The organism is Cellulophaga algicola DSM 14237 (assembly GCF_000186265.1).
Classification (GTDB): domain Bacteria; phylum Bacteroidota; class Bacteroidia; order Flavobacteriales; family Flavobacteriaceae; genus Cellulophaga; species Cellulophaga algicola.
In genome coordinates, this window is record NC_014934.1 from 251,424 (window position 1) to 274,399 (window position 22,976).

Here is a 22,976-nt window from a genome sequence, read left to right on the forward strand (position 1 = left end):
TTATACAGTCGATAATGTCTAAATAAATTTAGACCAATTTGTACCCCAGTTCCCAATGATAGAACAGATTTGGATATGATTTTGTAATAAACCTAAGCCATTTTACAGCTTTGATTTTGCTTCCTTTGAAGCGTTTATACTTGTTCAATATCCATCCGAGCATACGATTGTGTAGGTAATAGAAAAGAGGTTGCAGACTCCTACGACTTATCTTTCCATAATACCGAACCCAACCACGGATCTTGGGGTTCAGCAGATTTGCCAGATCCTGTATCCCACGTTGAGTTTTGTTATGGAAAGCAAGTTTACGGAGTTCTCCCGTGATTCGAACTTTAGATTTTCTGCTCATCTTACAATCAAATTGAAGGAAGCTTCCTCCCTTTTTCAATCTGAACCTTATCGGTTGAAAGCTGAATCCTAAGAAATCGAATTGTACAGGATACCCTTTGAGGTCTCTGCCATCCTTCTTACAGTACACTATTTTAGTCTTTTCAGGATGCGCGGTCAGACCGCACTCTGTCAGACGTTCTTTTAGAACTTCAAGTGTATGGACAGCTGCCTCATAACTTCTACAATGTACAATCAAGTCATCTGCATAACGCACCATCTTTACCTGTGGATGGTATTGCTCTAACCATTTGTCCACACAGTAATGCATATATAGATTAGACAAAAGTGGGCTGATCACCCCTCCTTGAGGTGTTCCTTTGCCCGTGGATATTTTAACCGTTCCATCTTCTAGTATTACTGGAGCTTCCAGCCACCGTTTGATGTAGAGCAACACCCACTTCTCCGAAACATGGCGTTCCAAAGCTTTCAGCAGAAGACCATGGTCTACATTCTCAAAGAATTCCTGTATATCCAGATCTATCACCCAGCTGTATCGTAGTACGTTTCGACGTACAACTTCAATAGCCGAATGTGCACTCCTGTTGGGACGGTATCCATAAGAGTTTTCTGAAAATATGGATTCCAACCTAGGTTCAAGGTACTGCTTCACCACTTGTTGTGCTATCCTATCGCTTACCGTGGGAATACCCAAAGGTCGGGTCTTGCCCCCTGCCTTTGGAATATTTACCCGCTTTACCGCAGGTGCAAAATAACTTCCTGATGCCAGTCTATTCCAAACCTTGTACAGTTCCTTGGAACGTACACTATCGAATTCCGATAGGGTTTGATGGTCTATCCCGGCACTTCCTCTGTTACTTTTTACCTTCTTGTAGGACTCCCACACCATTTCCTTGGTTATGGGAATCGACTTTGTTTGTTCTTTAAAAATCATCCTTACAATTTTAAGTTGTCCTTAAATTTAAACTGTATAACTGAAGTCCTTCGCTCCGCTCCCATTACAGGAGTTTCAACACTACTACAACTTCATCCGCAACCTATGCGCTCGTTAGTAATCGACTCACAGGTATTTCCTGCTTGTGTTTTCCTTTTGGCATAGCACATAGGCTTCCTGTGGTTCCACGATAAAGCCTGGATAAAAGTCATGCCCGCTTTATGACGGTTGCCGTATAGTCAGTAATTAGGTGCCCTCTACACTTATCCCCGATTCCTCGATATAAATCAGGTTTTGACAACGACTGGTCTTTTCGTCACTTCTTCGCAAGGTTCGCTTTCGCTCATCTCTTCTATCCCTACCTGACTATTTTAAATAGCCTTTTCTTCTATCGCTTCACACACCTTTGTTGCCTTGGATGTGTCATAGAAGTGGTTTGATGAGTTTTCCTAAAAACCCTCATCGGAGGACCTACCTCCATCTTTATCATAGATTACACAGCACACATCGAGTGGATGGCTCCGCCATCAAATGACGGAGTGCACCCCTCACACCACCGTACGTACGGGTCTCGTATACGGCGGTTCGTTATATCAGAACTTTACAACGTGGTAGTACGTTAGCATACTTTCATAACCTCTTTTTCTTAAGCGCTTTTCAGTAATAGTAGTTCTGAGTATAGGGCTTTGGGCTACTGCCCAGCCTCCCATTCTTGTTCTACTCCAAGCATACGCTTGTCCCTGTTTTATGCCTAAGCCAATAAGATTCTTGCGCTTACGCTCTGGTTTCTTCCAATCGTGCCATATGCAGTAGCGTAGTCGGTTACGTAACCATTCATCCAGCTTTTTAAGTTTGGTCTCTATATTTCCCAATCGGAAATTGTTCAACCACCCTCTATAGATGAGTTTTAAGCGTTGTAGCCTTTCTGCTAATGAAAATGGTAGCGTTTTCTTGGTAAGGTACCTGAGCTTGCGTTTGAGTGTTTGCCAAGCCGATTCACTTACTATTAACTGATACTTCCCCTTTACGCCTTTCTTATAGACTGGCGTAAACCTATAACCCAACACCTTGAACGTAGAGGGTCTACGAATACCACTCTTTGCTCGGTTTACAGGTAAATCCAGTTTCTCCTTTAAAAACAGATAAACCTCATTCCCTATCGCTCGTGCCGCTGCTTTTGATTTTGTGTAAATACTGAAATCATCAGCATAGCGAATGAACCTGAACTCTCGTACTTTTAGATGTTTGTCCAATTGGTCTAACATGATGTTAGACAATAACGGACTTAATGGGCTGCCTTGTGGTAATCCTTTTCTGCGCTTACACAGTTGCCCATTCTTTAAAAATAGGCGCTCGTAACCATTTGCGGATTAACCATAAGGTGGTCGGACATTTAACCTTGTTATAAATAAGCTGAAGTAGTTTATAGTGTTGGACTTCATCAAAGAAACTTTTAAGGTCGATATCTACTAAGTCTTGGTAGCCATCATTGATGTACTCTTGACTTTTTAATACTGCCTGTTGAAGGTTCTTCCTTGGGCGGAAACCGTAACTTTCTGATTCGAAATCGAGTTCGAAATGAATCACTAGTTGTTGGCTTACCGCTTGTTGAAGCCATCTATCTACTACCGTTGGTACTCCCAGTAATCTGGTCTTACCATTCGCCTTGGGTATCGCTACCCCTTTGATAGCTTGTGACCTGTAGCTTTTGGAAATAAGTTGGTGTACCACTTTTGAGCGGTGGGCATCTATAAATGCCTTTAGCTCTTGTACAGTCATTCCATCTATTCCTGCTGAACCTTTATTGCCGACCACCTTTTTACAGGCGTCACTCAAGTTTCTAGCTGCTACTACTTTTGCTATCATTTCGTACTGTTCTTGTCCTTCTAGGTATAGGCTATCCAATTAACGGATTCCTATACGAATCTAGACGTGATTTAACGTTCAGTCCTTCCTTACTCATGAGACCTCTAGGGTTTTTCCCTAGCTCGTTTCCTGTAAGTACTATGACCTCGGCTGACTTCTCTACTATACCAACTCGTGATTATAGAGATCTCCCCAGGTAAAAACATCTTCCCTGCCTGCCGGCAGGCAGGTTTCACTCCATCCCTGCCGTATCTACATACTTACCTTTTTGTAATCTTGGGGCGTTACAATGATGTGCTTGCTTACCCAGATGAATATGCCTCTGTATACGGTTCCTGTTCGTCAGTACCGAGTTTTGTAGTCTCGCTTTCTTCAGATGTAACTTCGCAGTTACCACCCTTGCGACTTACTAATGCTTCCAGACGTTACTCCAGCGCATAAGGGACTTACACCCTCTAAATAAATCCTTATATTGCTATAAGGTAAAGATGCCCATACTGGGCACACACAACGTATATAATTAATGGCTAGTTTTAGCTTGCTTACGAAAATCTTTCCAGATTTTCTATTCCGTTTTTATTTACTAAATTAGGTGCTGAAACACGCCACTAATCATATACAAACACGTTGCCATTAATACGAAAAAACTTTGCGGATTGAATAATTTGTACTAACTTTGTAATTACAAATATAAAGTTATGGAAACAGCAATTATAAAAATCGGAAATTCTAAAGGTCTGCGTTTAAGCAAGACTGTTTTGGAAAAGTATAATATTAAAGACAAAGTCGAAATGATTTTGGAAAAAGGGCAAATAATCCTAAAACCTATTAGTAGTCCAAGAAAAAACTGGGGAAAAGCATTTGAAGAAATGCGCGAGAATAATGACGACCGATTATTATTCAATGATGTTTTTGAGGACGAAAATTTTGAAGAATGGAATTAGAACAATATTCAATCGTACTCGTAAATCTTGACCCAACAATTGGTAGTGAAATTAAAAAAACAAGACCTTGTGTGATTGTTTCACCAAACGAGATAAATAAGTTTTTAAGAACAATCGTAGTTGCGCCAATGACGACTAACTTGAAAAATTATCCGACCAGAATTAAAGTAAAACATAACGGAAAGAAAGGAATGATTGCAATCGACCAAATCCGGACAATTGACAAATCTCGAATATTAAAAACGTTTGACCAATTATCGAAATCTGAAATACAGAAATGTAAAGATATTATAAGAGAAACTTTTGTGGATTAAAACTGAATTTTGAACAAAAAATGAAAAGTACTAATGGCAACAAAGAACTGAGGTAAAAAACAAACAAATTCTTCTTTAATCTGAGACAATATTATTCTAGGCTCATAGATTCAATAAACAGATTCTTGAGCTTTTTTTATTCAATTGATCTGCTATTTATCTAGGCAATACAGAAACGTAAGTTTCATCATATGGTCTGCCATATTTTGCGATAGCAAAAGACTGCTTTAATAGTTTGTTGGCAACGGCTATCAGTGCCAATTTCTTGCTCTTTCCCTTGTTCACGATTCGCTCATACACCTCTTTGCATGCCTTGTTGTGTTTACAGGCATTGAAAGAACATAGAAACAATAGATTCCGAAGCTTTCTATTGCCGACCTTACTTATTCGCGCACGACCTCTTACACTGCTCCCGGACTCTCGTATTGTTGGGGTTATACCTACATAACTGCAAAGCTGTGCTGCTGTTTCGAACTTACTGAAACCATCAGTGACAACAATTAAGAACAATGCAGTCTTTTGACCTATACCAGGTATCGATGTCAATAAGGTCAATTGCTCCTGTTGATCCTCTTTTACCAATGACAGAATCTTTGACTCGATAGCAGCTACCTCTTTGTTCAGCTGTTTCTTGTTACGTATCAAGGAACGGTAAACAAACTTTGAGGGTATGCCCAGAACAGCTTCCCCATGTATCTTGTTCTTGGTTGCCGTACGTTGTTTTAAATAGGTATCCAATAACCGGAACAACTGTAAGCATTCACTTTGGGTATCCGTCAAGGCATTGTAAATAGGAACCTCGTTGATAAGGGCATATTCACATATAGCCTTGGCATCGCTCTTGTCCGTTTTTACCTTGGCAAGTTTCATTTGAATAAAACGTTTGACAGATAATGGGTTTACTACTGAAACTATTACTTCATTTTTGTGAAGAAACTGCGCAAGTCTGTAATGATAATAACCGGTAGCTTCCATAACGACCAATGAACCTTTGGGCAATTCCTTAAGGAATTTCTTAAATCCAATTTCATCGTTCTTATACTGGTCGTGACCTTTGTTACTACCATGTACATCAAAGACATCTTTACTGATGTCAACTCCAAAAGTTTCTTTATATTTATTCATAAGAAATGTTTTATGAAAGAACCGGCTACTTCTGCTCACAACAACTTGAAAACGAGATCTAAAGTCTCACACCTGTCTGCCGACAGGCAGGGAACTGAACGTGATTTAAGTAGTAAAAGAGAGAGGATTATCAATGTTGTCGAAGTCTGAAGCTTCACCGTATATAGTAACCTTAATTCTCTCTTTTGTTCTTTCTTATTATATCAACAATTTACTGAGAATCAAACTTAAGCCGTATATAAAAAATTGCTGGTAAGTGCTTAATTCATTGGATTTTTCTAATTTTTAAGGTCAGTATTAAACCGAAAATTTGTGCATATTTAGACGCGACTTTTCATATACAAACACGTTGTGTGCAAGCTCAAAAATGAACTTAGATAAAGTAAAAATAGAAGAGATTTTTGATGTTCTTATCCATAAACACGGATTTGATGAACACAACCGAGACTATTTATTCCAAATTGAAACGAATTGGATTGATAATAATCACGGTAATTATATTTTACGGTTTAAAAATTGTTTTGATTTACACTCTGAATTGAATTCAACGGATTTTGATAATCTTGATTGGGACGGGACTTCTGTTATGGCATATCCTGGATTTAAGGAAAATACGGAATCCAAGAAAGCGTCGGAATTGAGCGCTAAAGTCGGAATGGACTTTAAAGAAATTATTTTAGAAACCGCATTGTACAAAATGACTTTTATTATTTCTGATTTTGACTTACGACGGTTAAATAATAATTCGGATTCGATTGACCAAATTGTATCTAAAATTGACTAAAAAAAGCCAGCACACAACAATGGTAACCGTTGCACAACTCCATAATTTATAAAATAATGACCTTTATAACCGCCTTTTAAGGCGGTTTCATTTTTCAATTAGTTAAGTAATTGGTTATTTTTAAAGTGCTTAAACGTGAGTTTTTTAGAGCATATAAGGTCTTTTTTAGAAGAATGAATAAAGACCCCATTCCTGCTCCACTTTTTACGTATTTTTGAGTAAACCTCAGGTACTTTTTCAGATTATAGGCTACTGCGGAAAGATGCATTACCTTATTGGCTTGTTTTAAGCCTATCGTATTTATTTTTCGTAAGCCCATAAACTGAGTTAAAGTACCAAATACAGGTTCAACTGTACTTTGACGTTTACCTTTCATGTATCTGCCCTGTGGACTGTGAACCCTAGCATTATTACGTTCGTATTCAGCTCTATAATAAGTAACACTAAATTTCTTTTCTTGAGCAATTTTCCCTAGACAACTAGTGCGCATTGGACAAGCAACACAAACATGTTTTCGTGCCCTATATTCTTTCTTCTTTGTTCCTGTTTTATAATCATTAAACTCTTTGGTAAATGGTATAATCTTTCCTTGTGGACACTGATAATAATCTTCTTCTCTATTATAAATAAAACCATTCGGTCCGCCTTTATAGGTCCCATGTGGAGGAATAAAACTTTTAAGTCCTTTTTGCTCTAAATAAGCATAGTTCTCGCCACTACTGTAGCCAGTGTCAGCAACACAATTCTTCCAAAACAGACCCTGTTTCCACAAACGCTTATGCAAACGTTCTACTATATCAGGTAATTGTTGATTGTCCTTACCATCAGCATGATACGCTTGTATATCTGTAATTACATGACTGGCCGTATCGACACTTAACTGATTCAAGTAATTAAGCTTCCGAGCCTTGCCTGGCTTTACTCTAATCCGAGCATCTGGATCTGTGGGACTATCTTGCCTCCGACGAACGGAGTGAGAGGAAGGCACTATTACTCGTATACCTGCCTCGCCGGCAGGCAGGCTTTGCGCCTTTATTTCCAGCTCCTGGCCGTTGATCTTTATCTTTTGACCATTTTTGGTTACGACTCTTTATTGCATTTAATTCCTTTTTACTAGCGCTAACACTACGCTGCTCTTCGCTAGATTTATCACCTTTGCTTTTACGGTGTGGTGTTTCTTTGTCCATAGAACTAAACACGCGAACCTTTCGTAAATGTTCTTCCAATTCATCCTCAGGTACTTTAAGCTCCAAGGTATCCATACTTGCATTCGCTTATATAGGGGCAGAATCTATCGTTTGGGTATGACCGCTGACCATGCCCTTTTCTATACACATACTAAGTACTTTAGTGAAAACTTCTTCAAATACTGACTCAGGAAACAACTGACGAGTCCTACTTATCGTACTGTGCCAAGGAAATTCATCATCTACCTGCCGGCAGGCAGGTATCATAACCAACATAAAATATCTAACCGCATTGAACAATGGGCTATAAGCTTACGGTCACTAATAATATTCTCTAAATAGCCAACCAAACACATCTTGAAAAATACTACTGGATCTATACGCTTTTGACCACTATCGCCATAGTAACGCCAAAACTAGGATAGCCTTTTAAATACGCTTCTAAATTATCAAACCCTAGAACCTCATCATCTAATTCTCCGTTTTTATCAGGTACAAAAAGAGAAGTAATAATATAGCCCAAATTCATGATCTGCATTTTCATTCCGTTTTTATTGGTAACTATATAGAGCGAAACCTCTTTACTTTTTACAGGTCCCCTATGTTCTTTTTGTACAGATTGTGTGTTTATAGGAAAACTAATAAGTACGAAAAATACTGCTAAGCAAAGTGTGTTCTTCTAAATTTGAAATTTAAATACCGCATCAAATCACAAAAAATAAAAAGGCGTATAAAGTAAAAACAGGTCAAACTATAAAAGCTTGACCTGTGTTTAAAAGATATACTCGACTCAGTTATAAAACCGATTTTCAGAATAAAATCAATCTATAGACTTAGTAACTGGCGCACCATTTGGTTGGTGAATCCCCATTCGTTATCATACCATGCCAATACTTTTAGCAAATCTCCGTCTACAACCTTGGTTAAAGATAGATCGGCAATTGATCCGTAAGGGCTTTTAATAATATCACTAGAAACTAAAGGCGCATAAGTGGTTTGTAACACTTTTTTGTAACGCTCCGTTTGTGCTTCTTCTTCTAATATTTTATTGATTTCTTCTGCAGTCACCGTTTTCTCCGTCACAATAGTAATGTCAGATAGAGAACCAACAGCAACAGGCACACGAATAGCCATACCATCAAACTTTCCGGCATATTCCGGTAATGCTTTAGTAGTAGCTACGGCCGCACCTGTAGTGGTAGGTATAAGATTATTTATACCAGAACGGCCCATTCTAAAATTACCTTTGTTAGGTGAATCTACCATAGCGTTAGAGCTGGTATCTGCGTGTATAGTAGTCATGATGGCTTTTTTGATACCAACACGTCTTCCTATAATCTCTATAATTGGGCTAATATTATTGGTGGTACAACTGGCACAAGAAAAGATACTGGTTTTACCATCTTCAGAATTTACACCGTGAACAACGGTTGGAATTTCAGGACTTTTAGATGGCCCAGATAAAACAACGGTTTTAGCTCCTGCTTTAATGTGACGATCAGCATCATTATAATTCGTAAAAATACCGGTGCTCTCTACAACCACATCAATACCTAATTCTTTCCAAGGAAGGTCTTCTGGGTTTCTTTCGTTAAAGAAACGAATTGCTTTACCATCTACTATAAGATTACCTTCTTCAAAAGCTACGGATTTTTCAAATTTACCATGGACACTGTCATACTCCAGTAAATAAGCTATGTTTTCAATAGACGCGATATCATTTACCGCAACTATTTCTAGTTCTGGTGTATCAAGAATTACTTTCAAGGTGGTACGGCCAATTCGGCCCATACCATTAATTGCTATTTTCTTCATAATGGAAGATTTAAAATGTTTGTTTTTAGGTTTCGTGAAAAAGGACGTTAAACAGTCGTTTTTTCACATATCTTTTGTCGTAAATAAACCTAGTAACCTACAGTTATTACGTTAAATTGATGTTAACGACATCTACCAGTATTTTTTATTATTACAAAAGAAATTTGTCGATTATAAGAGTTTAGTAGAAACTATACAGGAATTGACTTTTTAAAAGAAAGTAATAAAAGTATTAATTACCGGCTTTGACCCTTTTCAATTAAATCCTGATATTGAGTTTAAGAGTATAATAAGAGCTAATTCTGCAACTACATTTAAACCGTCTGGAATTATAGCATTATGTTTTAATGGGGTTCTTGAAGGTTATTACATTCAAGCTTGTATCTTTCTTGTAAAATATGATGATTATTGATAATGGTCTTGTTGAAAAAGTTATTACTTCAAACATAAAATTTTAGCAAGCACAAACTCTAAAACTATCTCTTTTGTAATCACTTTTATTTATATAAATATTTTATCTTTAAGCTAAAAATCAGACATACGAGCCTAAGAACTTTATGCATTTGACAAATCAATAATTAATGAGAAAAATTTTAAGTTTAATACTAGTAATTAGCATTTTTTCGTGTAAAAATTCGGAAAAGGAAAATAAAATAGAATCGAAAACAAAAGAGCTTGAAGTAAAAGAGCAAATATTAGAACTCAATTCTGAAGTTGAGAACAACATTATTCATTGTGAAAATGAAAAGTTCATTATTAAAATTGACAATCTTAAAAATGGTAATTTAAGATACACTTCTTGGGATAAGCCAAAGTCAATATTTAACGAACCAAACCTTATCCTTTATGACGGGAAAATTGAACAACAAGGAACAGGTGGAGGATATCATTACGTATTTAAAAGTGATGAATGGAATTATATCATTGAGAATAATTTAATGGGAGAAACCAAGGAATCAATGGGAATATTTTTAAAACTACTCAAAAATGGAAAACAGAAAGGCTATTCGAAAATGAACGATTTGACCCTAAAAAAGGACTATGACCTTAAATCTTATACAATTAATGAACTCATTGGAAATTGGTTGACACCACATTATGCCGTTAGAAAAGTAAGTTTTTTCGATAATGGAACATTCTTATTTGATAATGGAGATGGAAAAAAATTAAAGGGAAAATTTGAACTGAATAACAAATCAGTAAGCTTAAATTTCGAGAATGGACTTGACAAAACATTGAAAATTGGAAGTGGAAAAGAAAATACACGTTTTACTTTAATTGGCGAAGGAGAAAACTTTGTTAAAGAATAGAAAAAATAAAAACGTATATACCATACCGTGTGTATTTCATTGAGGGTTCTAACCAATCTACAAAGGCCCTACCAGACTTTATATTTGCTAACTCTAGTACTTAAAATACGTAACTAATCATACACAGCAACGTAAAAAAAAAACATTCTACGTAATGAGAAATAGATAAAAAAAATCAAAGAGAACTATTCAAACTCAATTAAAAGTTCATATTAAAGGTCTGGACTCACAAAAGAAAGTATATCAAAAAAATTAATTTAAATAGTATTTATTATGAGTAAATTAAAAATTATAGCTACAATTATTGTAAAACCTGAATTCAAAGAAGATGTTTTAAATATGCTGCAAACGGTAACCGATGCTACACGGAAAGAGGAAGGTAATATCTCGTATGTATTACATGAAGATATTAATAATAGCTCAAAGGTCATAATTTTGGAAGAATGGAAATCTCAGCAAGCAATTGATTTTCATAATCAAACAGAGCATTTTTTAATATTAAAGACCGAGCTTGGAGAAAAGGCCGATAGTTTAACGATAGATATAATAAGAGCGTCTTATTAAATTTAAAATTTAATACAAAATGAAAAATTTATTCTTTATAGTAGTCTGTTTTGCCGTATCTTTTTTAGCAAATGCACAATCAAATTCTAAACTGTACACTTACAAGCAATTTGGTGATAAATATGTTGTAAGTATTCAAAACCATTCTGAGATTACAAAAGCAATCACTGCGTTTGTTACAGAACATGATATAAAAGCAGGAACAATTACAGGTATTGGAGCTGTTAATGAAGCTACTTTACGAATTCGGGATCCTGCTACTAAAAAATTTGTAGATAAAACTTTCACCGAACAAATGGAAATTACCAACATAACAGGTAATATATCTCAACAAAATGACAAGCACTACATACACATTCATGTAACACTTGGGCGTTACGATTACACAGCATTAGCAGGACATTTGCTTACCGCTAAAATTAATGGCGCTGGAGAATTTGTTATAGAAAGTTTTGATGGAACCGTTAATCGTTATTCTGATGAGGAAACTGGTCTAAACTTGTACGATTTTTAGAAGTATATAGGCAATAAAGTACATAAAAAACAGGAAAATAGTAGTCCATTTAAGGCTTTTGGTTCGTGTCAAGCTTTTTGCTTAACCGAAAGTTTAGTATTTCAAAATCTCCTGTTTTTTATATACTAGCCGTTGTAAGATATTTGAGAGTAACATTATCATAAATTAAGCAACATACAATTATAACTCTCTTGAACCGTTTGAATAACATAAGACTTATCTGAATTCAAACCTTCTATATCGTTTATTTTATTAAATTCTCGCATATTAGCATCGCCCCACAAACTAAATTCAATGATTATTGGAGTTAATCGGATTCCTTTTTCTGTCAACAAATAAATATTCTCTTTTTTATTCTCAGGTATTTTTGTTTTGGATATTAAGTTATAAGATTCCAATAATTTTAATCGTGCAGACAAAATACTTGGAGCTATCCTCTCGTCCGAATCTGATATTTCTTTGAACGTCTTTTTATGTTTAATCAACATATCTCGGATAATTAACAAAGACCATTTATCACCTACAACATCGAGTGCAGAAGAGATTGGACAACCAGAACGAAATTCTTTTTTCATTTTTTAGGAATTATTACTACTAATTCGATAGTAATTATTACTTTTGCTTTCAATTCAATAGCAAAAATACAAAAATTATGTTAGCAGGTCATTTTACCACAGCACTAATAGCCAAACAAAAATTCCCAAAAGGAATCCTATTGTATTTTTTAATTATCTCACAATTGCAGGATATTTTATGGTTTACTTTTCATTATTTAGGACTTGAACCTACTGACCCGAGTGATGCTTTTGATGCTACCTTAAGTAATATGGCAGTTGATATGTTATATAGCCATGATTTAGCGCCTTTATTATTCTGGCTAGCTATCGCATTTGTAATCGGAAAATTATTATTTAAAAGCACGCAAATAGGATTAGTAAGTATGGTGTTAGTCTTTGTCCACTTTGTATTAGATTTCTTTTCTGGTCATATGCATCATCTGTTTGGAGCAGGTACAATGGAAGCTGGCCTTGGTCTTTATGCCTCCAGCACATATTTAGCCATTTTAATAGAAGCCATCTTCAGCATTGGCGCACTTTGGTATTTCTTTAGAGGTGAGGCAAAAAAAGGAATTATACGAACTACTAAAAATAAAGTAAGTATTATTTCTGTTTTCGCTTATGGAATTATTTTCATGTCACTAATTGCAACACGCTCTTTTAGAGAGCTTTTAAGTATTCCTGAATTTGATTTAGGTTTTAATACTAATATGCCTACGCTTATTTTTACGTATGCAGTTATGCTTTATTGCTTAAATTATTTTGTTCCGAAATACAAGGTTGCTTAAAAAACGGAACTATGATAGAAGGAATTGTCGGCTTTATAAAAGAATTGAAAATTCGTAACGAGTACTTATTTTATTTTGGCTTGTTATGTTTAATTCTGTCCATAGTTTGCATCGTTTTGACAAAAACAACGTCGACACAAATAAATGGAGTAAACGCTTGGTTTAAGCCTTTCAAATTTGCAGTATCAATAGGCTTATATTCTTGGACTATGGCTTGGTACTGCCATTATCTTTCCGACTTTAATGTCACACCTTTTAATTATATAGTACTAATATTGTTCGGTTTTCAACTTGCATATATTATTTTTCAAGCATCCAAAGGACAATTATCTCACTTCAATAGTAGCACACCTACCTATTCAATTTTATATTCATTAATGGGTTTATCAGCAGTACTTATTACACTATATACTGCTTATACTGGCTTACTTTTTTTTACACAGTCTTTTCCAAATTTACCTAGTTATTATGTTTGGTCAATTCGTTTGGGTATCTTTATTTTTGTTGTTTTTTCATTTGAAGGGGGGTTAATGGGTTCTCGTATGAACCACAGTGTTGGAGCTATCAATGATAATTCGAATTTGTGGATTCTAGGTTGGAGTAAGACTGTAGGCGATTTAAGAGTTTCTCACTTTATAGGAATGCATGCCTTACAACTAGTACCACTACTTTCCTTTTATATTTTTAAAAATACAAAAGCAACCATAGTTATTTCAATACTTTACGGTCTTCTTGCAACCACCACACTAATTCAGGCTTTAAAAGGAAAACCTATTTTTACACAAAAAATAGTAAAAGAATAGAACAAAAACGGCATATAACAAGCTATAAAAACAATTGCAGTTTAGATTTAAACTAAACCTACTTTTGTCTTTAATTAATAATAGTGCTACACGAAAGTAAGTAACTAACTATTCTATATACAAAAGCTAACTTAAGTTATACATACCTGTTTTTTTTGAAATTAAAAGTACCTAAACCTATGAAAGAAACAACTACTATTGTAATCTGTGGTGTTGGAATAGTTGGAGTAACAACTGCTTCTTATTTATTGAAAGAAAGAAGTAATCTTAGGTACTTTTAATTGATAAAAATCAGCCGTTATCATTTACGACAAGTAAGTCAGATAAAAATTTCAGAGATTATTTGCCTTAAAAAATTTTACGTCAATTTATGAGTGATAGCATTCTTTTAATCAAAGAATTAAGAGAACTATATGGAACAGATTCCTTTAATATGGGAACTACCCAATACATGCGTGATCCTAATCATAACTTATGACCGCTAGCTAGTAAGGAAGCAAAAAATGTTCCTGACTTAGGGCGTATATATCATGTAGATTAAAAAAGACGTATCACTATAAAACAAGATACCTCTCCTCTTATATTATACCCCAATAGCGTAGGTAGAGACTACTACGGAAAATATTATGATCGCTGCCTTTTTTAAAGGTAATTTTCTAGTAACAAAAATGGAGTGCTTTGTCCGCTAAAAGCGGTAATTTAAAGGTGCTGATGTCGTAAAACAAGATAGTAAAGGCAACTATTATGTAAGCAGTTGAGCCCTTGGAAAAGTTCGGAAAACAGAAGCTTCCACACTACTTATAGTAGGACTAGCATCTACCGCAGGTTTTCATCCAAACGAAGATAAAGACAGCTTATTAGTCCCCGATATGATAGCAGGAAAAATAGCTACAATACCCCCTAAAAATTAGTTTTGAAACAAACTTGTGTTGCGAACTCCAGAGAGCTGCTGCACTGATAAAAAAAATAAGCCTATTTGTTTGCACATTTTGACTCCTCCAAATTATTTTAACCTGTTTACAATACTATAATCTGGAGGAGTTGGCACCATACTTAGTAGCTTACTTTAGACTTGTTACCCAACTTATGCTCTATAATCGGGTACAAATCGTAAGTAGGATAAACTTCTGATCGAAAAGCTTTCCAAGCCGTTCTTTCTATGGCCAAATTCACCTCTTTGAGTTTTGAGGCGGGCAACTCCAGCACCACCATTTGACCTATCCCCATGACTACGTACCAATTGACTACAGAAACCCCTTCAGGAGGAAAATTTTTATAAAAACCCTGTTCATTCCTAATATCCTCTATCTCGTTTAGATTCATGGACTGATCGTGTTTTAAAAAAATGGTTAATAGCAATTTCTCTGATTTTTCGTTTTCCATATTTTCCTTAGCGGCAGCTTGTGCATTCGATAAATTGATTACAAATAGCATCATCAATGCTGTAAAAAGTATATTCTTCATGAGTTGTATTTATATAATAAGACTATCCATTTTATGGCGATTCTTTAAGAAAATCTCTAAGGGCTCTTTATGCTCCGAAGGTAAATAGTACAGGACTGCAACACTATAATAAATTGTGCATTGCATAGCATTCATGTGGCATTCCTTCTTGTTTGTTAGCAGTTATCTTAAAAACATTGGAATTTACACTCCTACAGGTAGGGTGATAGTCGCAGAGGTCTTACCAATTCTGGAACCCATTACTATGGCTTCAGGCAAGCATTATTACCCATTTGCAACACCCGTTGCAATCATAGCTTCAAAGCTTATAGTCATAGAACAGCAACTCATTTAAATTTACTACCACAAGATTTGAAGGATGAATTACAATTTTAGTTTACATCGGTTTACCCATAAAACCATAGCACTGCTTCTTTTAATAGGAACAAATACTGTTTTCTCACAAATGCACATTCCAAAACAATCAGATAGGTTACAGCAGTATCTAGGATCTTGGGTTAGTTCAATTGATTATAAGACGGACAGTGTGGCCAATCTACCGCTCATAAAAATGAACAACTATCCCAAAATAGATCATTCCGCAATGTCCGTAGAGGTTTTGCAATGGGATGGAAATAGCTACAAGCATACTTTAACAGAACTTATTGGGCACGACACCAAGACCGATTCAATTTTTGCTTTGGGTAAAAGTGTTCAAGGTGACATGTTCCTTGGCGCGGGAGAATTTACTAGCGACACGGACTGGATAATGAAAGACCGGGATTTTACCGGCAAAGAAACCATGACGGTTAGTTTTGATTTTAAAAATCAAACTGATGTTTATCTAAAGGGAGTAAACCCGCAGAACGAATTGCTCTGGCAAACCCGCTATATCAAAAAGAATCCAAAAGATAAAAATATTGGTATTCAACTGGTTTCGGTACACGAACAAATGCAAAAAAATCCTAAAGAGACCTTGAAATTCCTCGATAGAATGGGCTATAGTTATATAGAAACTTTCGTATATAAGGATCGTTCTTTTTATGGATTATCCCCTTTGGATTTTAAAAAATTGGTAGAAGATAACCACTTGAAATTTACGGGATCTATGACCTTCTATGACCTCCCTTCCAAGGACCAGCAAGCTTGGAAAAAAGCTATGAAATGGTGGAAGGAATGCATCGAGGACCACAAACAAGCTGGTGTAGAATACCTTACCATATCCAATAATCAAATTAAAGAAATTAAGACCCTTGCGGAACTAAAAAGGTATGCTGAATACTATACGGCTATTGGAAAACTATGCCAAGAAAGAGGAATCAGATTCGCCTACCACAATCATTCCGATGAATTTAAAACCGTAGAAAACAAGATCGTTTATGACTACCTCCTGGAAAACACTGATCCGGAATATGTTAGTTTTCAAGCGGACCTGTATTGGATGCATTTTTCACAAATAAACCCTATTGACTACTTCAAAAAATATGAACACCGTTTTATAAGCTGGCATGTAAAAGATTACAAAGAACTTGGGCAGAGCGGAAAAATGGATTTTGAGCGCTACTTTGAATATGCAGAAACAGCAGGCGTTAACTATATTGTGGCAGAAGTAGAAGCTTATAATTACCCTGTATGGTATAGCATTAATGCAGCTTGGAACTATTTATACTTTAACATATTATAACAATCTATTCTCAACATATAAACCTTATGAAAACAAGAATTTTATCATTAACCTGTTTTATCATTTTCACTTGCAACCAAATGGCTTTTGCCCAAGACCAATTTAAGGTGTTGTTGTTTACCGTACACGATACCTGGCATTATGAGTCTATTCCCACTGCGGTAGACGCTTTCCATAAAATGGCCACTGAACATCAGTTTAAATTTGATTGGACGCAAAGTCCCGAAGATCTTGCCTTAAAATTACCATCCTACGATGTGGTTGTATTTTTAAATGCCGATGCTGATAGCCTAACCGATGACCAGCTTGAAGTTCTAAAAACTCACCTCCATAACGGGAAAGGTTTTGTGGGCGTCCACTCTACTTCCGATAGTAAAATAAGAAACCTATGGTTTGATAATCTTGTAGGCGGAGTTTTCAAGGACCACCCTCAATTTCAAACAGCGGTACTCACAAATCATGACCTAAATTTTCCATCAAATCTTCACCTACCTGAAAAATGGTTGTGGAGTGAAGAATGGTACAATTTTGAACTTCTAAAATCAGAACATATTAAAGTACTCCTTTCTGTAGATGAAAACACCTATGATTACCAAAAGGGGTATGATGAAATACCACTATTAGGTATGGGTAAAAGCCATCCTATCGCGTGGTATCAATTTTACGAAGGAGGACGCTCTTTTTATACTACACTTGGGCATAAGCCAGAAGCTTTCCATAATCAGGCGTATTTAGACCATTTGTTTGGTGGTATCTACTGGGCTGCGAAAGGTGCGATAAAGTAATCATATTATTAACGAATTGTAGGACATATTACCACTTTATCTATGGTCTTTCTTTTCTCTAAGGTTAGGCTATAGATGTCATGGAGTATGTCATCAGAGGTGACCTACCCTTTTTATCATTTGTATTCCCTTTTAATAATTTTTAAGGAACTTATTACTATAAGTTAATTTCCGTACTTATGCTAGCAGGACATTATACCATCGCATTAATCGCAAATTAAAAATTTCCAAAAGGAAGTCTACTCTATTTTTAGTAGCCTCGCAGTTACAGGATTTATTGTGCTTTACATTTCTTATAACAGGCTTAGAACCTACAGGGTCCAATGATGTGCTAGATATTATATTGCGTAATATGACTGTGGATATGCTGTATATTCACGATTTGCTTCCTCAAATATTTTGGTTACTTTTCATCTTTCTCGCAGGTAAAATTTTATTTAAGAGTACCAAAATTGGTGTTGTAGGTACGGCATTAGTCGCTGGGCACTTTATTCTAGATTTCTTTTCAGGTAACCCACATCACCTATTTGGAAAAGAAACTCCAGAGGTTGCTCTAGGACTTTATGCAACAAATGTTTATTTAGCTATAGCCATAGAAACCGTTTTCTGTATTTTAATTCTGTGGTATTTCTTTAAACAAGAAGCACAGAAAGGAGTGCTACATACATCTAAATACAAAGCTTCTATTATAGGCCTCTTCGTATTTGGCATCGTTTTCATGCTATCAATTGCAACAACTTCTTTTAGACAATTATTTCATATACCAGATTTTGATTTGGGCTTCAATTCTAATGTACCTACGTTAATACTAACCTATCTAGCAATGATTTTGTATCTAAATTATTTCGTACCGAAATTTAACCTTGATGAAAACAATCAGTAAACTAGCAACTATCACTTTTAACGCATAAAATATACGTGCATATTTATGCTAAACATTGACATCATTATACACCAGCACGGTATCAGTACTCCTTATTGTTTCTTTTCAGTATTTAAACCTATTTTTTAGTTCTTAGCGCTTTACTCATAGGCCATACTCAATTTTTACGCCACCAAACCAATTTCTCGGCATTCCTGGATAATAATAACGAGGTTCTGAACCGCCAAATCCTGCGGCATTGATAAGTATTGAGGAGGCATAAGTTTTGTCGGTAAAATTGTTTACCCCTACATTAACTTCAACTGAAAGGCTATCTGTAATGGTGCTTTTATAAGATAGCTTGGTATTAAAAATGGTATATGCATCCGAATACAATGTATTGGCATCATCAAGAGGCATAGCTCCTATATGAAGTGCATTAGTATTTAGACTTAAATTTTTAAGTCCCACGCGGAGGCCTCCGTTTACTTTTTCTTTAGGCACTCCTGTTAGGTCGTTACCTGAATAACTTGCTGTTCTATCTACAAAGTCTATGAATCTATGCTGTGTAATTTCGGCATTGATATACGGAGAGACCATTAAGCCATTTGTAAAGGTGTGCACGTATGACATAGATAGTTCAAGCCCCTTATGTTCTGTTTTTCCCGCATTTCTACCTATATACTGATCATCACCAACACGCTCTGCCACTAATAAATTATCAATATCTAGTAAGTAAGCAGAAAACTGCAGGTGTAATGCTCGATTAAACGCATAGAACTCATTACCTACTTCGTAATTAACACCTATTTCTGGCCCCAGTTCGGGATTGATAATACCTTCTGGCGTTAGGGTTTCTTCAATAGATGGATAGTTAAATCCGCGGCTTACATTTACGTAAGCGTTTGCATTTGAATTTAATTGATATAACACGTTTAAATTGGGAGCAAAAATAGGATCAAAATTACGCTTAGCATCCTTATTATTCACTCCAATAGTAAACACATCTATAAAATCATAATTGGTCTTATTAATATTTACACCTAACTGCGCTTTTAGTTTTTCAGTGATAGGTAGTGTTATAGTGGCAAAAATAGTTAAGTTATTTCGGTTTTCTATATTGTTACTGAGAAGTGTTCCTTCTAAACTACCACTCCCATTAGTATCCTCGTATAAATTTTCTTTAGTTTTCCAATTGTATTGATCGCTATAAAACTCCCCTCCGAAACTTAAATTTGCTTTATTATCTAAAAAAATGAAGTCTTTTGCAAAGAGTGTACGCATTCCATAGCCATTAGTAAATTCGTCTAAAATATTAAATGGTCGTGGCTCATAATGATCTAAGTAGTTATAAAATATAGCCGTGGTATTACTAAAATTTTTAGAAAATAGGTGTGTATAATGTAACCCTGCAAGCACTTGCTTATTATCCTCGTAACCTTGCGCAGTACCCCAAGTAAATGCCGCTTGGGTGGGGTCTTCCTCAAAGGCCGTCTTGCTAATAGAACTTGGAATTTGCGCGTTGTAATCGGTGTAATTAAACAATAGGCCAATTACATTTTTTTCATCGAAAGAGTAGCTAGAATTTAAAAGAACAGTACTTCGCTCATACCTACTATTATCTCGATAACCATCAAACTCCATATGATCGTAATTAAGATTGAATGTGGAGTTATTAGCTGCGGTAGCCACAGAAATACTATTTTTCATCAAACCATAACTTCCTAGAGTATTACTGGATTTCAGATAGGTTTCACCAGCTGAAGCTTGTTTAGAATTCAATAATAGGGTTCCCCCTAAATTAGTCCCATACTGGGTAGCTTTTGGGCCCTTTACTACTTCTATATCTGCAATATCTTCTGAGTTAAAAGCATCAATAGCTGTAGATCCGGCTCCGTTGGTAATGGGAATACCATTAAAATAAGCTCTAATTTTATTTGTTCCATATAAGGTTCGAGAACCTACTCCACGGATCACAATTCTGTTTGTATTCAGGGCACCGCTTTGTATATAAACCCCAGGTGTCTCATTTATAGCAGCGACTAAATCAACAGGACTGTATTGATCCAATTTAATTGCTGTTGTTCTAGAGGTTGGAATAATAACTTTACTCTGCTTTTGATACGTAGAAGATATAATTACCTCCTCAAGAGTTTGCGGATTTTCTAGCACAGATAGTTGAAATATGGTACTATTCTTAGAGAGTACAACTTCTTTACTATAATAACCTGGATGTTGAAGTGTAATTTTCAAAGGGAGCTGATGCTTTTCAGCTAGGGTGAAAATTCCATCTACATCGGTTTTAGAAATCATTTTACTATTCCAAAAAATTGCAACTTCTGAAAGTGGTGTATTAGTTTCGTCAGTCACACGACCCTTAAAATTTTGAGCATGTGTTTTTTGTACTGTAGTGAGTATAAAGATAGCCACTACCAATAAATTTAATGATAAAAATCTCATGTTTTTCTAAGCTTGATTGAGAGAAACTATTTGATATAACTTACTTTCCAGATGGTATTAGCAGAATCATCATTGACTAATAAATCTCCTGTGGGCATAACGGTTACGCAAACTGGTCTCCCATATACTTCGGTATCACTGCTTTCAGAAATAAATCCGGTAAGAAAATCTTCTGGTTCGGACATGGGCTTACCCTCTTGAAAAGGAATAAACACCACACGATATCCAGAAAGCTCCGAGCGATTCCAAGAGCCGTGTTGTCCTACAAATACACCATTCTTATATTTTTCCGGAAAACTATTCTGATCATAAAAGGTTAAACCTAAAGATGCAGTATGTGGTCCTACAGACACATCTGGCACAATTGCTTTTGCTACTAAATCTGGCGCAGCGCCTTTTAATCTAGGGTCTGGTATATTACCGTAGTACGCATAAGGCCAACCATAAAAGCCTCCTTTTTTTACACTAGTTACATAATCTGGCACCAAATTATCTCCAATTTTATCTCGCTCATTTACAGCAGTCCATAGCTCACCATTTACTGGATTCCAGTCCATCCCTACCGGATTTCTGAGTCCGCTAGCATATATTATTTCATTACCGCCGTCTATATCCACCTCTAAGATATTAGCACGACGAACTTCTTCCTCCATACCATATTCGGCAACATTACTTGCTGAACCCACAGAAATATAAATTTTATCTTCAGCTTTGTTGGTAATAATATTCCGTGTCCAGTGATTATTATACCCACCGGCAGGAAGGTTTACAATTTTTTCGCCTTGAGAAGGATTTAATTTTGTTTGTCCTTTTTCATAAGGATATTTATAGAGTCCGTCTGTATTGGCTACGTAGAAACTATTCTTAATAATTAACATCCCCAATGGTTGTTTCAATTCTTCAAGAAAAGCCTCCCGCATTTCAAACGTACCGTCCTCATTGGTATCCCTTAATAAAGTAATGCGTCCTGCACTATTTCTAGTATTGGCTTCACATACAAATATGTCACCATTTGGTCCAATATAGGTCCAACGCGGATTTTGGAACCCATCGGCAAATTTGGTGACTTCAAATCCTTCTGGAGCCGTTGGCGTTTTACCAGCGGGCCAATCTACAAGTTTATTTTGTTTGCTTACAGATTCTGTGGCATATGGTTTTGGCAAAATAAGCGCACCAATAGCTGTTTGAACGGTATCTGCAGGTTGCTCAGAAATCCTGTTTTTTACATCTTCAGATACTTCTATTTTATTTTTTTCTTTAGTTTTACAGCCAAGGAGTACCGTAGCCATAGCGATGAGTAATAAGGTAGTAGTTTTCTTCATTGTTAAAGTTTTTATGAAAATATAAGATTCATGATATGTGTATTAACTCAAACGCTATTTTAAAAAAATTTTAACATAATTAATGTCATCTCTTTCTGATTTTTTATGGTGGTAATAAATTAAAAATTAGAATTTCAACTATCCTAATGCCCAAGAGAGTTGGTGTAAACCAGCATTAAGCAGCTAAGAAAAATAGCTTTCAAGAAGCAAGATAATTAAAACTATTATTATTCCAAAAAGTATCCTGAACGGTTTTTAAGTGCTTTTGACACTCTCCCATTTATCCTCTGAAATAAAATTCAATTTTAAAACTATAGCTTTAATTTGCGGACTAAACCTAGAGATATATGCTGTAATTGTATTCACTATTTTACACCATATTAAAAATTGCTTGACATCTCTTTTGTTTGAAAAAACCAAATTTTATTTCTTATATAAAGAAAGAGGTCTAAACTTTAGATGTTAAGAAAACTATAAAATTGGGTACACTTTTTATATCTTTAGGATTGGATAAAGATTATTGATACAATACATTTCTCAAAAAGAAGAACTTTGCTTTTCTTTTTG

General features: G+C 35.6%; 21 protein-coding genes and 1 pseudogene. 11 read left to right on the forward strand and 11 right to left on the reverse strand.

Annotated elements, in window-relative coordinates:
* Window positions 1–28: 28 nt before the first annotated feature.
* The 3 genes from ltrA to CELAL_RS22765 form a co-directional block, all read right to left on the reverse strand.
* Window positions 29–1,282 (reverse strand): group II intron reverse transcriptase/maturase, encoded by a 1,254-nt coding sequence (gene ltrA, locus CELAL_RS01175; RefSeq protein WP_013549079.1) that lies wholly within the window; start codon window positions 1,280–1,282, stop codon window positions 29–31.
* A 593-nt stretch (window positions 1,283–1,875) separates the two neighbouring features.
* Window positions 1,876–2,559: a group II intron maturase-specific domain-containing protein gene (locus CELAL_RS22760; protein WP_316928344.1), complete on the reverse strand. Its 684-nt coding sequence runs from the start codon at window positions 2,557–2,559 to the stop codon at window positions 1,876–1,878.
* A 43-nt stretch (window positions 2,560–2,602) separates the two neighbouring features.
* Complete coding sequence (locus CELAL_RS22765; RefSeq protein WP_316928345.1) at window positions 2,603–3,148, reverse strand: reverse transcriptase domain-containing protein; 546 nt, start codon at window positions 3,146–3,148, stop codon at window positions 2,603–2,605.
* Between the two features lie 698 nt (window positions 3,149–3,846).
* Between CELAL_RS22765 and CELAL_RS01185 the strand changes: the two genes are divergently transcribed.
* A complete protein-coding gene (locus CELAL_RS01185; protein WP_013549080.1) occupies window positions 3,847–4,092 on the forward strand; it encodes an AbrB/MazE/SpoVT family DNA-binding domain-containing protein in 246 nt (81 codons plus the stop codon).
* On the forward strand, window positions 4,083–4,406 hold the full coding sequence (locus CELAL_RS01190) for a type II toxin-antitoxin system PemK/MazF family toxin (protein WP_013549081.1): 324 nt from the start codon (window positions 4,083–4,085) through the stop codon (window positions 4,404–4,406). Before CELAL_RS01185 ends, CELAL_RS01190 begins: the two co-directional genes overlap by 10 nt.
* Window positions 4,407–4,562: 156 nt before the next feature.
* Here CELAL_RS01190 and CELAL_RS01195 read toward each other — a convergent pair whose 3' ends face one another.
* Complete coding sequence (locus CELAL_RS01195; RefSeq protein WP_013549082.1) at window positions 4,563–5,531, reverse strand: IS110 family transposase; 969 nt, start codon at window positions 5,529–5,531, stop codon at window positions 4,563–4,565.
* A 349-nt stretch (window positions 5,532–5,880) separates the two neighbouring features.
* On the opposite strand from CELAL_RS01195, the gene CELAL_RS01200 reads away from it, so the two are divergent.
* The gene (locus CELAL_RS01200) at window positions 5,881–6,315 is read left to right on the forward strand and encodes a YxiG-like protein (RefSeq protein WP_148229641.1); all 435 of its coding nucleotides are present in this window, start codon (window positions 5,881–5,883) and stop codon (window positions 6,313–6,315) included.
* A 94-nt stretch (window positions 6,316–6,409) separates the two neighbouring features.
* Here CELAL_RS01200 and CELAL_RS22925 read toward each other — a convergent pair.
* The 3 genes and pseudogenes from CELAL_RS22925 to gap all read right to left on the reverse strand — a co-directional run.
* Window positions 6,410–7,912: pseudogene (locus CELAL_RS22925) on the reverse strand (IS1182 family transposase); the annotation flags it as partial.
* Window positions 7,879–8,040: a hypothetical protein gene (locus CELAL_RS22090; protein WP_169311394.1), complete on the reverse strand. Its 162-nt coding sequence runs from the start codon at window positions 8,038–8,040 to the stop codon at window positions 7,879–7,881. The gene CELAL_RS22090 and the pseudogene CELAL_RS22925, both read right to left, overlap by 34 nt.
* A gap of 287 nt (window positions 8,041–8,327) precedes the next feature.
* Window positions 8,328–9,317, reverse strand: a complete 990-nt coding sequence (gene gap, locus CELAL_RS01210; RefSeq protein ID WP_013549084.1) for a type I glyceraldehyde-3-phosphate dehydrogenase — start codon at window positions 9,315–9,317, stop codon at window positions 8,328–8,330.
* A gap of 581 nt (window positions 9,318–9,898) precedes the next feature.
* Here gap and CELAL_RS01215 point away from each other — a divergent pair.
* The 3 genes from CELAL_RS01215 to CELAL_RS01225 all read left to right on the forward strand — a co-directional run bounded on the left by CELAL_RS01215 (window position 9,899) and on the right by CELAL_RS01225 (window position 11,705).
* On the forward strand, window positions 9,899–10,627 hold the full coding sequence (locus CELAL_RS01215; RefSeq protein WP_041557402.1) for a hypothetical protein: 729 nt from the start codon (window positions 9,899–9,901) through the stop codon (window positions 10,625–10,627).
* 273 nt (window positions 10,628–10,900) lie between these two features.
* Window positions 10,901–11,191, forward strand: a complete 291-nt coding sequence (locus CELAL_RS01220; RefSeq protein ID WP_013549085.1) for a putative quinol monooxygenase — start codon at window positions 10,901–10,903, stop codon at window positions 11,189–11,191.
* A gap of 19 nt (window positions 11,192–11,210) precedes the next feature.
* Entirely contained in the window at window positions 11,211–11,705 is a 495-nt protein-coding gene (locus CELAL_RS01225; RefSeq protein WP_013549086.1) for a PPC domain-containing DNA-binding protein, read from the forward strand.
* 158 nt (window positions 11,706–11,863) lie between these two features.
* Here CELAL_RS01225 and CELAL_RS01230 read toward each other — a convergent pair whose 3' ends face one another.
* The gene (locus tag CELAL_RS01230; protein ID WP_013549087.1) at window positions 11,864–12,280 is read right to left on the reverse strand and encodes a winged helix-turn-helix transcriptional regulator; all 417 of its coding nucleotides are present in this window, start codon (window positions 12,278–12,280) and stop codon (window positions 11,864–11,866) included.
* A 77-nt stretch (window positions 12,281–12,357) separates the two neighbouring features.
* Here CELAL_RS01230 and CELAL_RS01235 point away from each other — a divergent pair, with 77 nt between their 5' ends.
* Window positions 12,358–13,050 carry a hypothetical protein gene (locus CELAL_RS01235; protein WP_013549088.1) on the forward strand — a complete coding sequence of 231 codons (693 nt, stop codon included), beginning with the start codon at window positions 12,358–12,360 and terminating at the stop codon, window positions 13,048–13,050.
* An 11-nt stretch (window positions 13,051–13,061) separates the two neighbouring features.
* Window positions 13,062–13,853 carry a hypothetical protein gene (locus tag CELAL_RS01240; RefSeq protein ID WP_013549089.1) on the forward strand — a complete coding sequence of 264 codons (792 nt, stop codon included), beginning with the start codon at window positions 13,062–13,064 and terminating at the stop codon, window positions 13,851–13,853.
* A gap of 1,053 nt (window positions 13,854–14,906) precedes the next feature.
* On the opposite strand, the gene CELAL_RS01245 is transcribed toward CELAL_RS01240, so the two are convergent.
* Complete coding sequence (locus CELAL_RS01245; protein WP_013549091.1) at window positions 14,907–15,317, reverse strand: hypothetical protein; 411 nt, start codon at window positions 15,315–15,317, stop codon at window positions 14,907–14,909.
* A gap of 358 nt (window positions 15,318–15,675) precedes the next feature.
* Between CELAL_RS01245 and CELAL_RS21310 the strand changes: the two genes are divergently transcribed.
* The 3 genes from CELAL_RS21310 (at window position 15,676) to CELAL_RS01260 (ending at window position 18,648) form a co-directional block, all read left to right on the forward strand.
* The gene (locus tag CELAL_RS21310) at window positions 15,676–16,980 is read left to right on the forward strand and encodes a sugar phosphate isomerase/epimerase family protein (protein WP_013549092.1); all 1,305 of its coding nucleotides are present in this window, start codon (window positions 15,676–15,678) and stop codon (window positions 16,978–16,980) included.
* 26 nt (window positions 16,981–17,006) lie between these two features.
* On the forward strand, window positions 17,007–17,765 hold the full coding sequence (locus tag CELAL_RS01255; RefSeq protein WP_013549093.1) for a ThuA domain-containing protein: 759 nt from the start codon (window positions 17,007–17,009) through the stop codon (window positions 17,763–17,765).
* Window positions 17,766–18,129: 364 nt separating this feature from the next.
* A complete protein-coding gene (locus tag CELAL_RS01260; RefSeq protein WP_245529672.1) occupies window positions 18,130–18,648 on the forward strand; it encodes a hypothetical protein in 519 nt (172 codons plus the stop codon).
* Window positions 18,649–18,792: 144 nt separating this feature from the next.
* Here the strand turns inward: CELAL_RS01260 and CELAL_RS01265 are convergent, their stop codons facing one another.
* Together CELAL_RS01265 and CELAL_RS01270 are read right to left on the reverse strand one after the other, a co-directional pair.
* Window positions 18,793–21,087: a TonB-dependent receptor family protein gene (locus tag CELAL_RS01265; RefSeq protein WP_013549095.1), complete on the reverse strand. Its 2,295-nt coding sequence runs from the start codon at window positions 21,085–21,087 to the stop codon at window positions 18,793–18,795.
* Between the two features lie 26 nt (window positions 21,088–21,113).
* Window positions 21,114–22,409: a PQQ-dependent sugar dehydrogenase gene (locus tag CELAL_RS01270; protein WP_013549096.1), complete on the reverse strand. Its 1,296-nt coding sequence runs from the start codon at window positions 22,407–22,409 to the stop codon at window positions 21,114–21,116.
* Between the last annotated feature and the right edge of the window lie 567 nt (window positions 22,410–22,976).

Coding starts and splice junctions, on each gene's coding strand:
- ltrA (WP_013549079.1), bottom strand. CDS start 1,282: ATGATTTTTAAAGAACAAACAAAGTCGATTCCCATAACCAAGGAAATG.
- CELAL_RS22765 (WP_316928345.1), bottom strand. CDS start 3,148: ATGATAGCAAAAGTAGTAGCAGCTAGAAACTTGAGTGACGCCTGTAAA.
- CELAL_RS01185 (WP_013549080.1), top strand. CDS start 3,847: ATGGAAACAGCAATTATAAAAATCGGAAATTCTAAAGGTCTGCGTTTA.
- CELAL_RS01190 (WP_013549081.1), top strand. CDS start 4,083: ATGGAATTAGAACAATATTCAATCGTACTCGTAAATCTTGACCCAACA.
- CELAL_RS01195 (WP_013549082.1), bottom strand. CDS start 5,531: ATGAATAAATATAAAGAAACTTTTGGAGTTGACATCAGTAAAGATGTC.
- CELAL_RS22090 (WP_169311394.1), bottom strand. CDS start 8,040: ATGCAGATCATGAATTTGGGCTATATTATTACTTCTCTTTTTGTACCT.
- gap (WP_013549084.1), bottom strand. CDS start 9,317: ATGAAGAAAATAGCAATTAATGGTATGGGCCGAATTGGCCGTACCACC.
- CELAL_RS01215 (WP_041557402.1), top strand. CDS start 9,899: ATGAGAAAAATTTTAAGTTTAATACTAGTAATTAGCATTTTTTCGTGT.
- CELAL_RS01220 (WP_013549085.1), top strand. CDS start 10,901: ATGAGTAAATTAAAAATTATAGCTACAATTATTGTAAAACCTGAATTC.
- CELAL_RS01225 (WP_013549086.1), top strand. CDS start 11,211: ATGAAAAATTTATTCTTTATAGTAGTCTGTTTTGCCGTATCTTTTTTA.
- CELAL_RS01230 (WP_013549087.1), bottom strand. CDS start 12,280: ATGAAAAAAGAATTTCGTTCTGGTTGTCCAATCTCTTCTGCACTCGAT.
- CELAL_RS01235 (WP_013549088.1), top strand. CDS start 12,358: ATGTTAGCAGGTCATTTTACCACAGCACTAATAGCCAAACAAAAATTC.
- CELAL_RS01240 (WP_013549089.1), top strand. CDS start 13,062: ATGATAGAAGGAATTGTCGGCTTTATAAAAGAATTGAAAATTCGTAAC.
- CELAL_RS01245 (WP_013549091.1), bottom strand. CDS start 15,317: ATGAAGAATATACTTTTTACAGCATTGATGATGCTATTTGTAATCAAT.
- CELAL_RS21310 (WP_013549092.1), top strand. CDS start 15,676: ATGAATTACAATTTTAGTTTACATCGGTTTACCCATAAAACCATAGCA.
- CELAL_RS01255 (WP_013549093.1), top strand. CDS start 17,007: ATGAAAACAAGAATTTTATCATTAACCTGTTTTATCATTTTCACTTGC.
- CELAL_RS01260 (WP_245529672.1), top strand. CDS start 18,130: ATGCTGTATATTCACGATTTGCTTCCTCAAATATTTTGGTTACTTTTC.
- CELAL_RS01265 (WP_013549095.1), bottom strand. CDS start 21,087: ATGAGATTTTTATCATTAAATTTATTGGTAGTGGCTATCTTTATACTC.
- CELAL_RS01270 (WP_013549096.1), bottom strand. CDS start 22,409: ATGAAGAAAACTACTACCTTATTACTCATCGCTATGGCTACGGTACTC.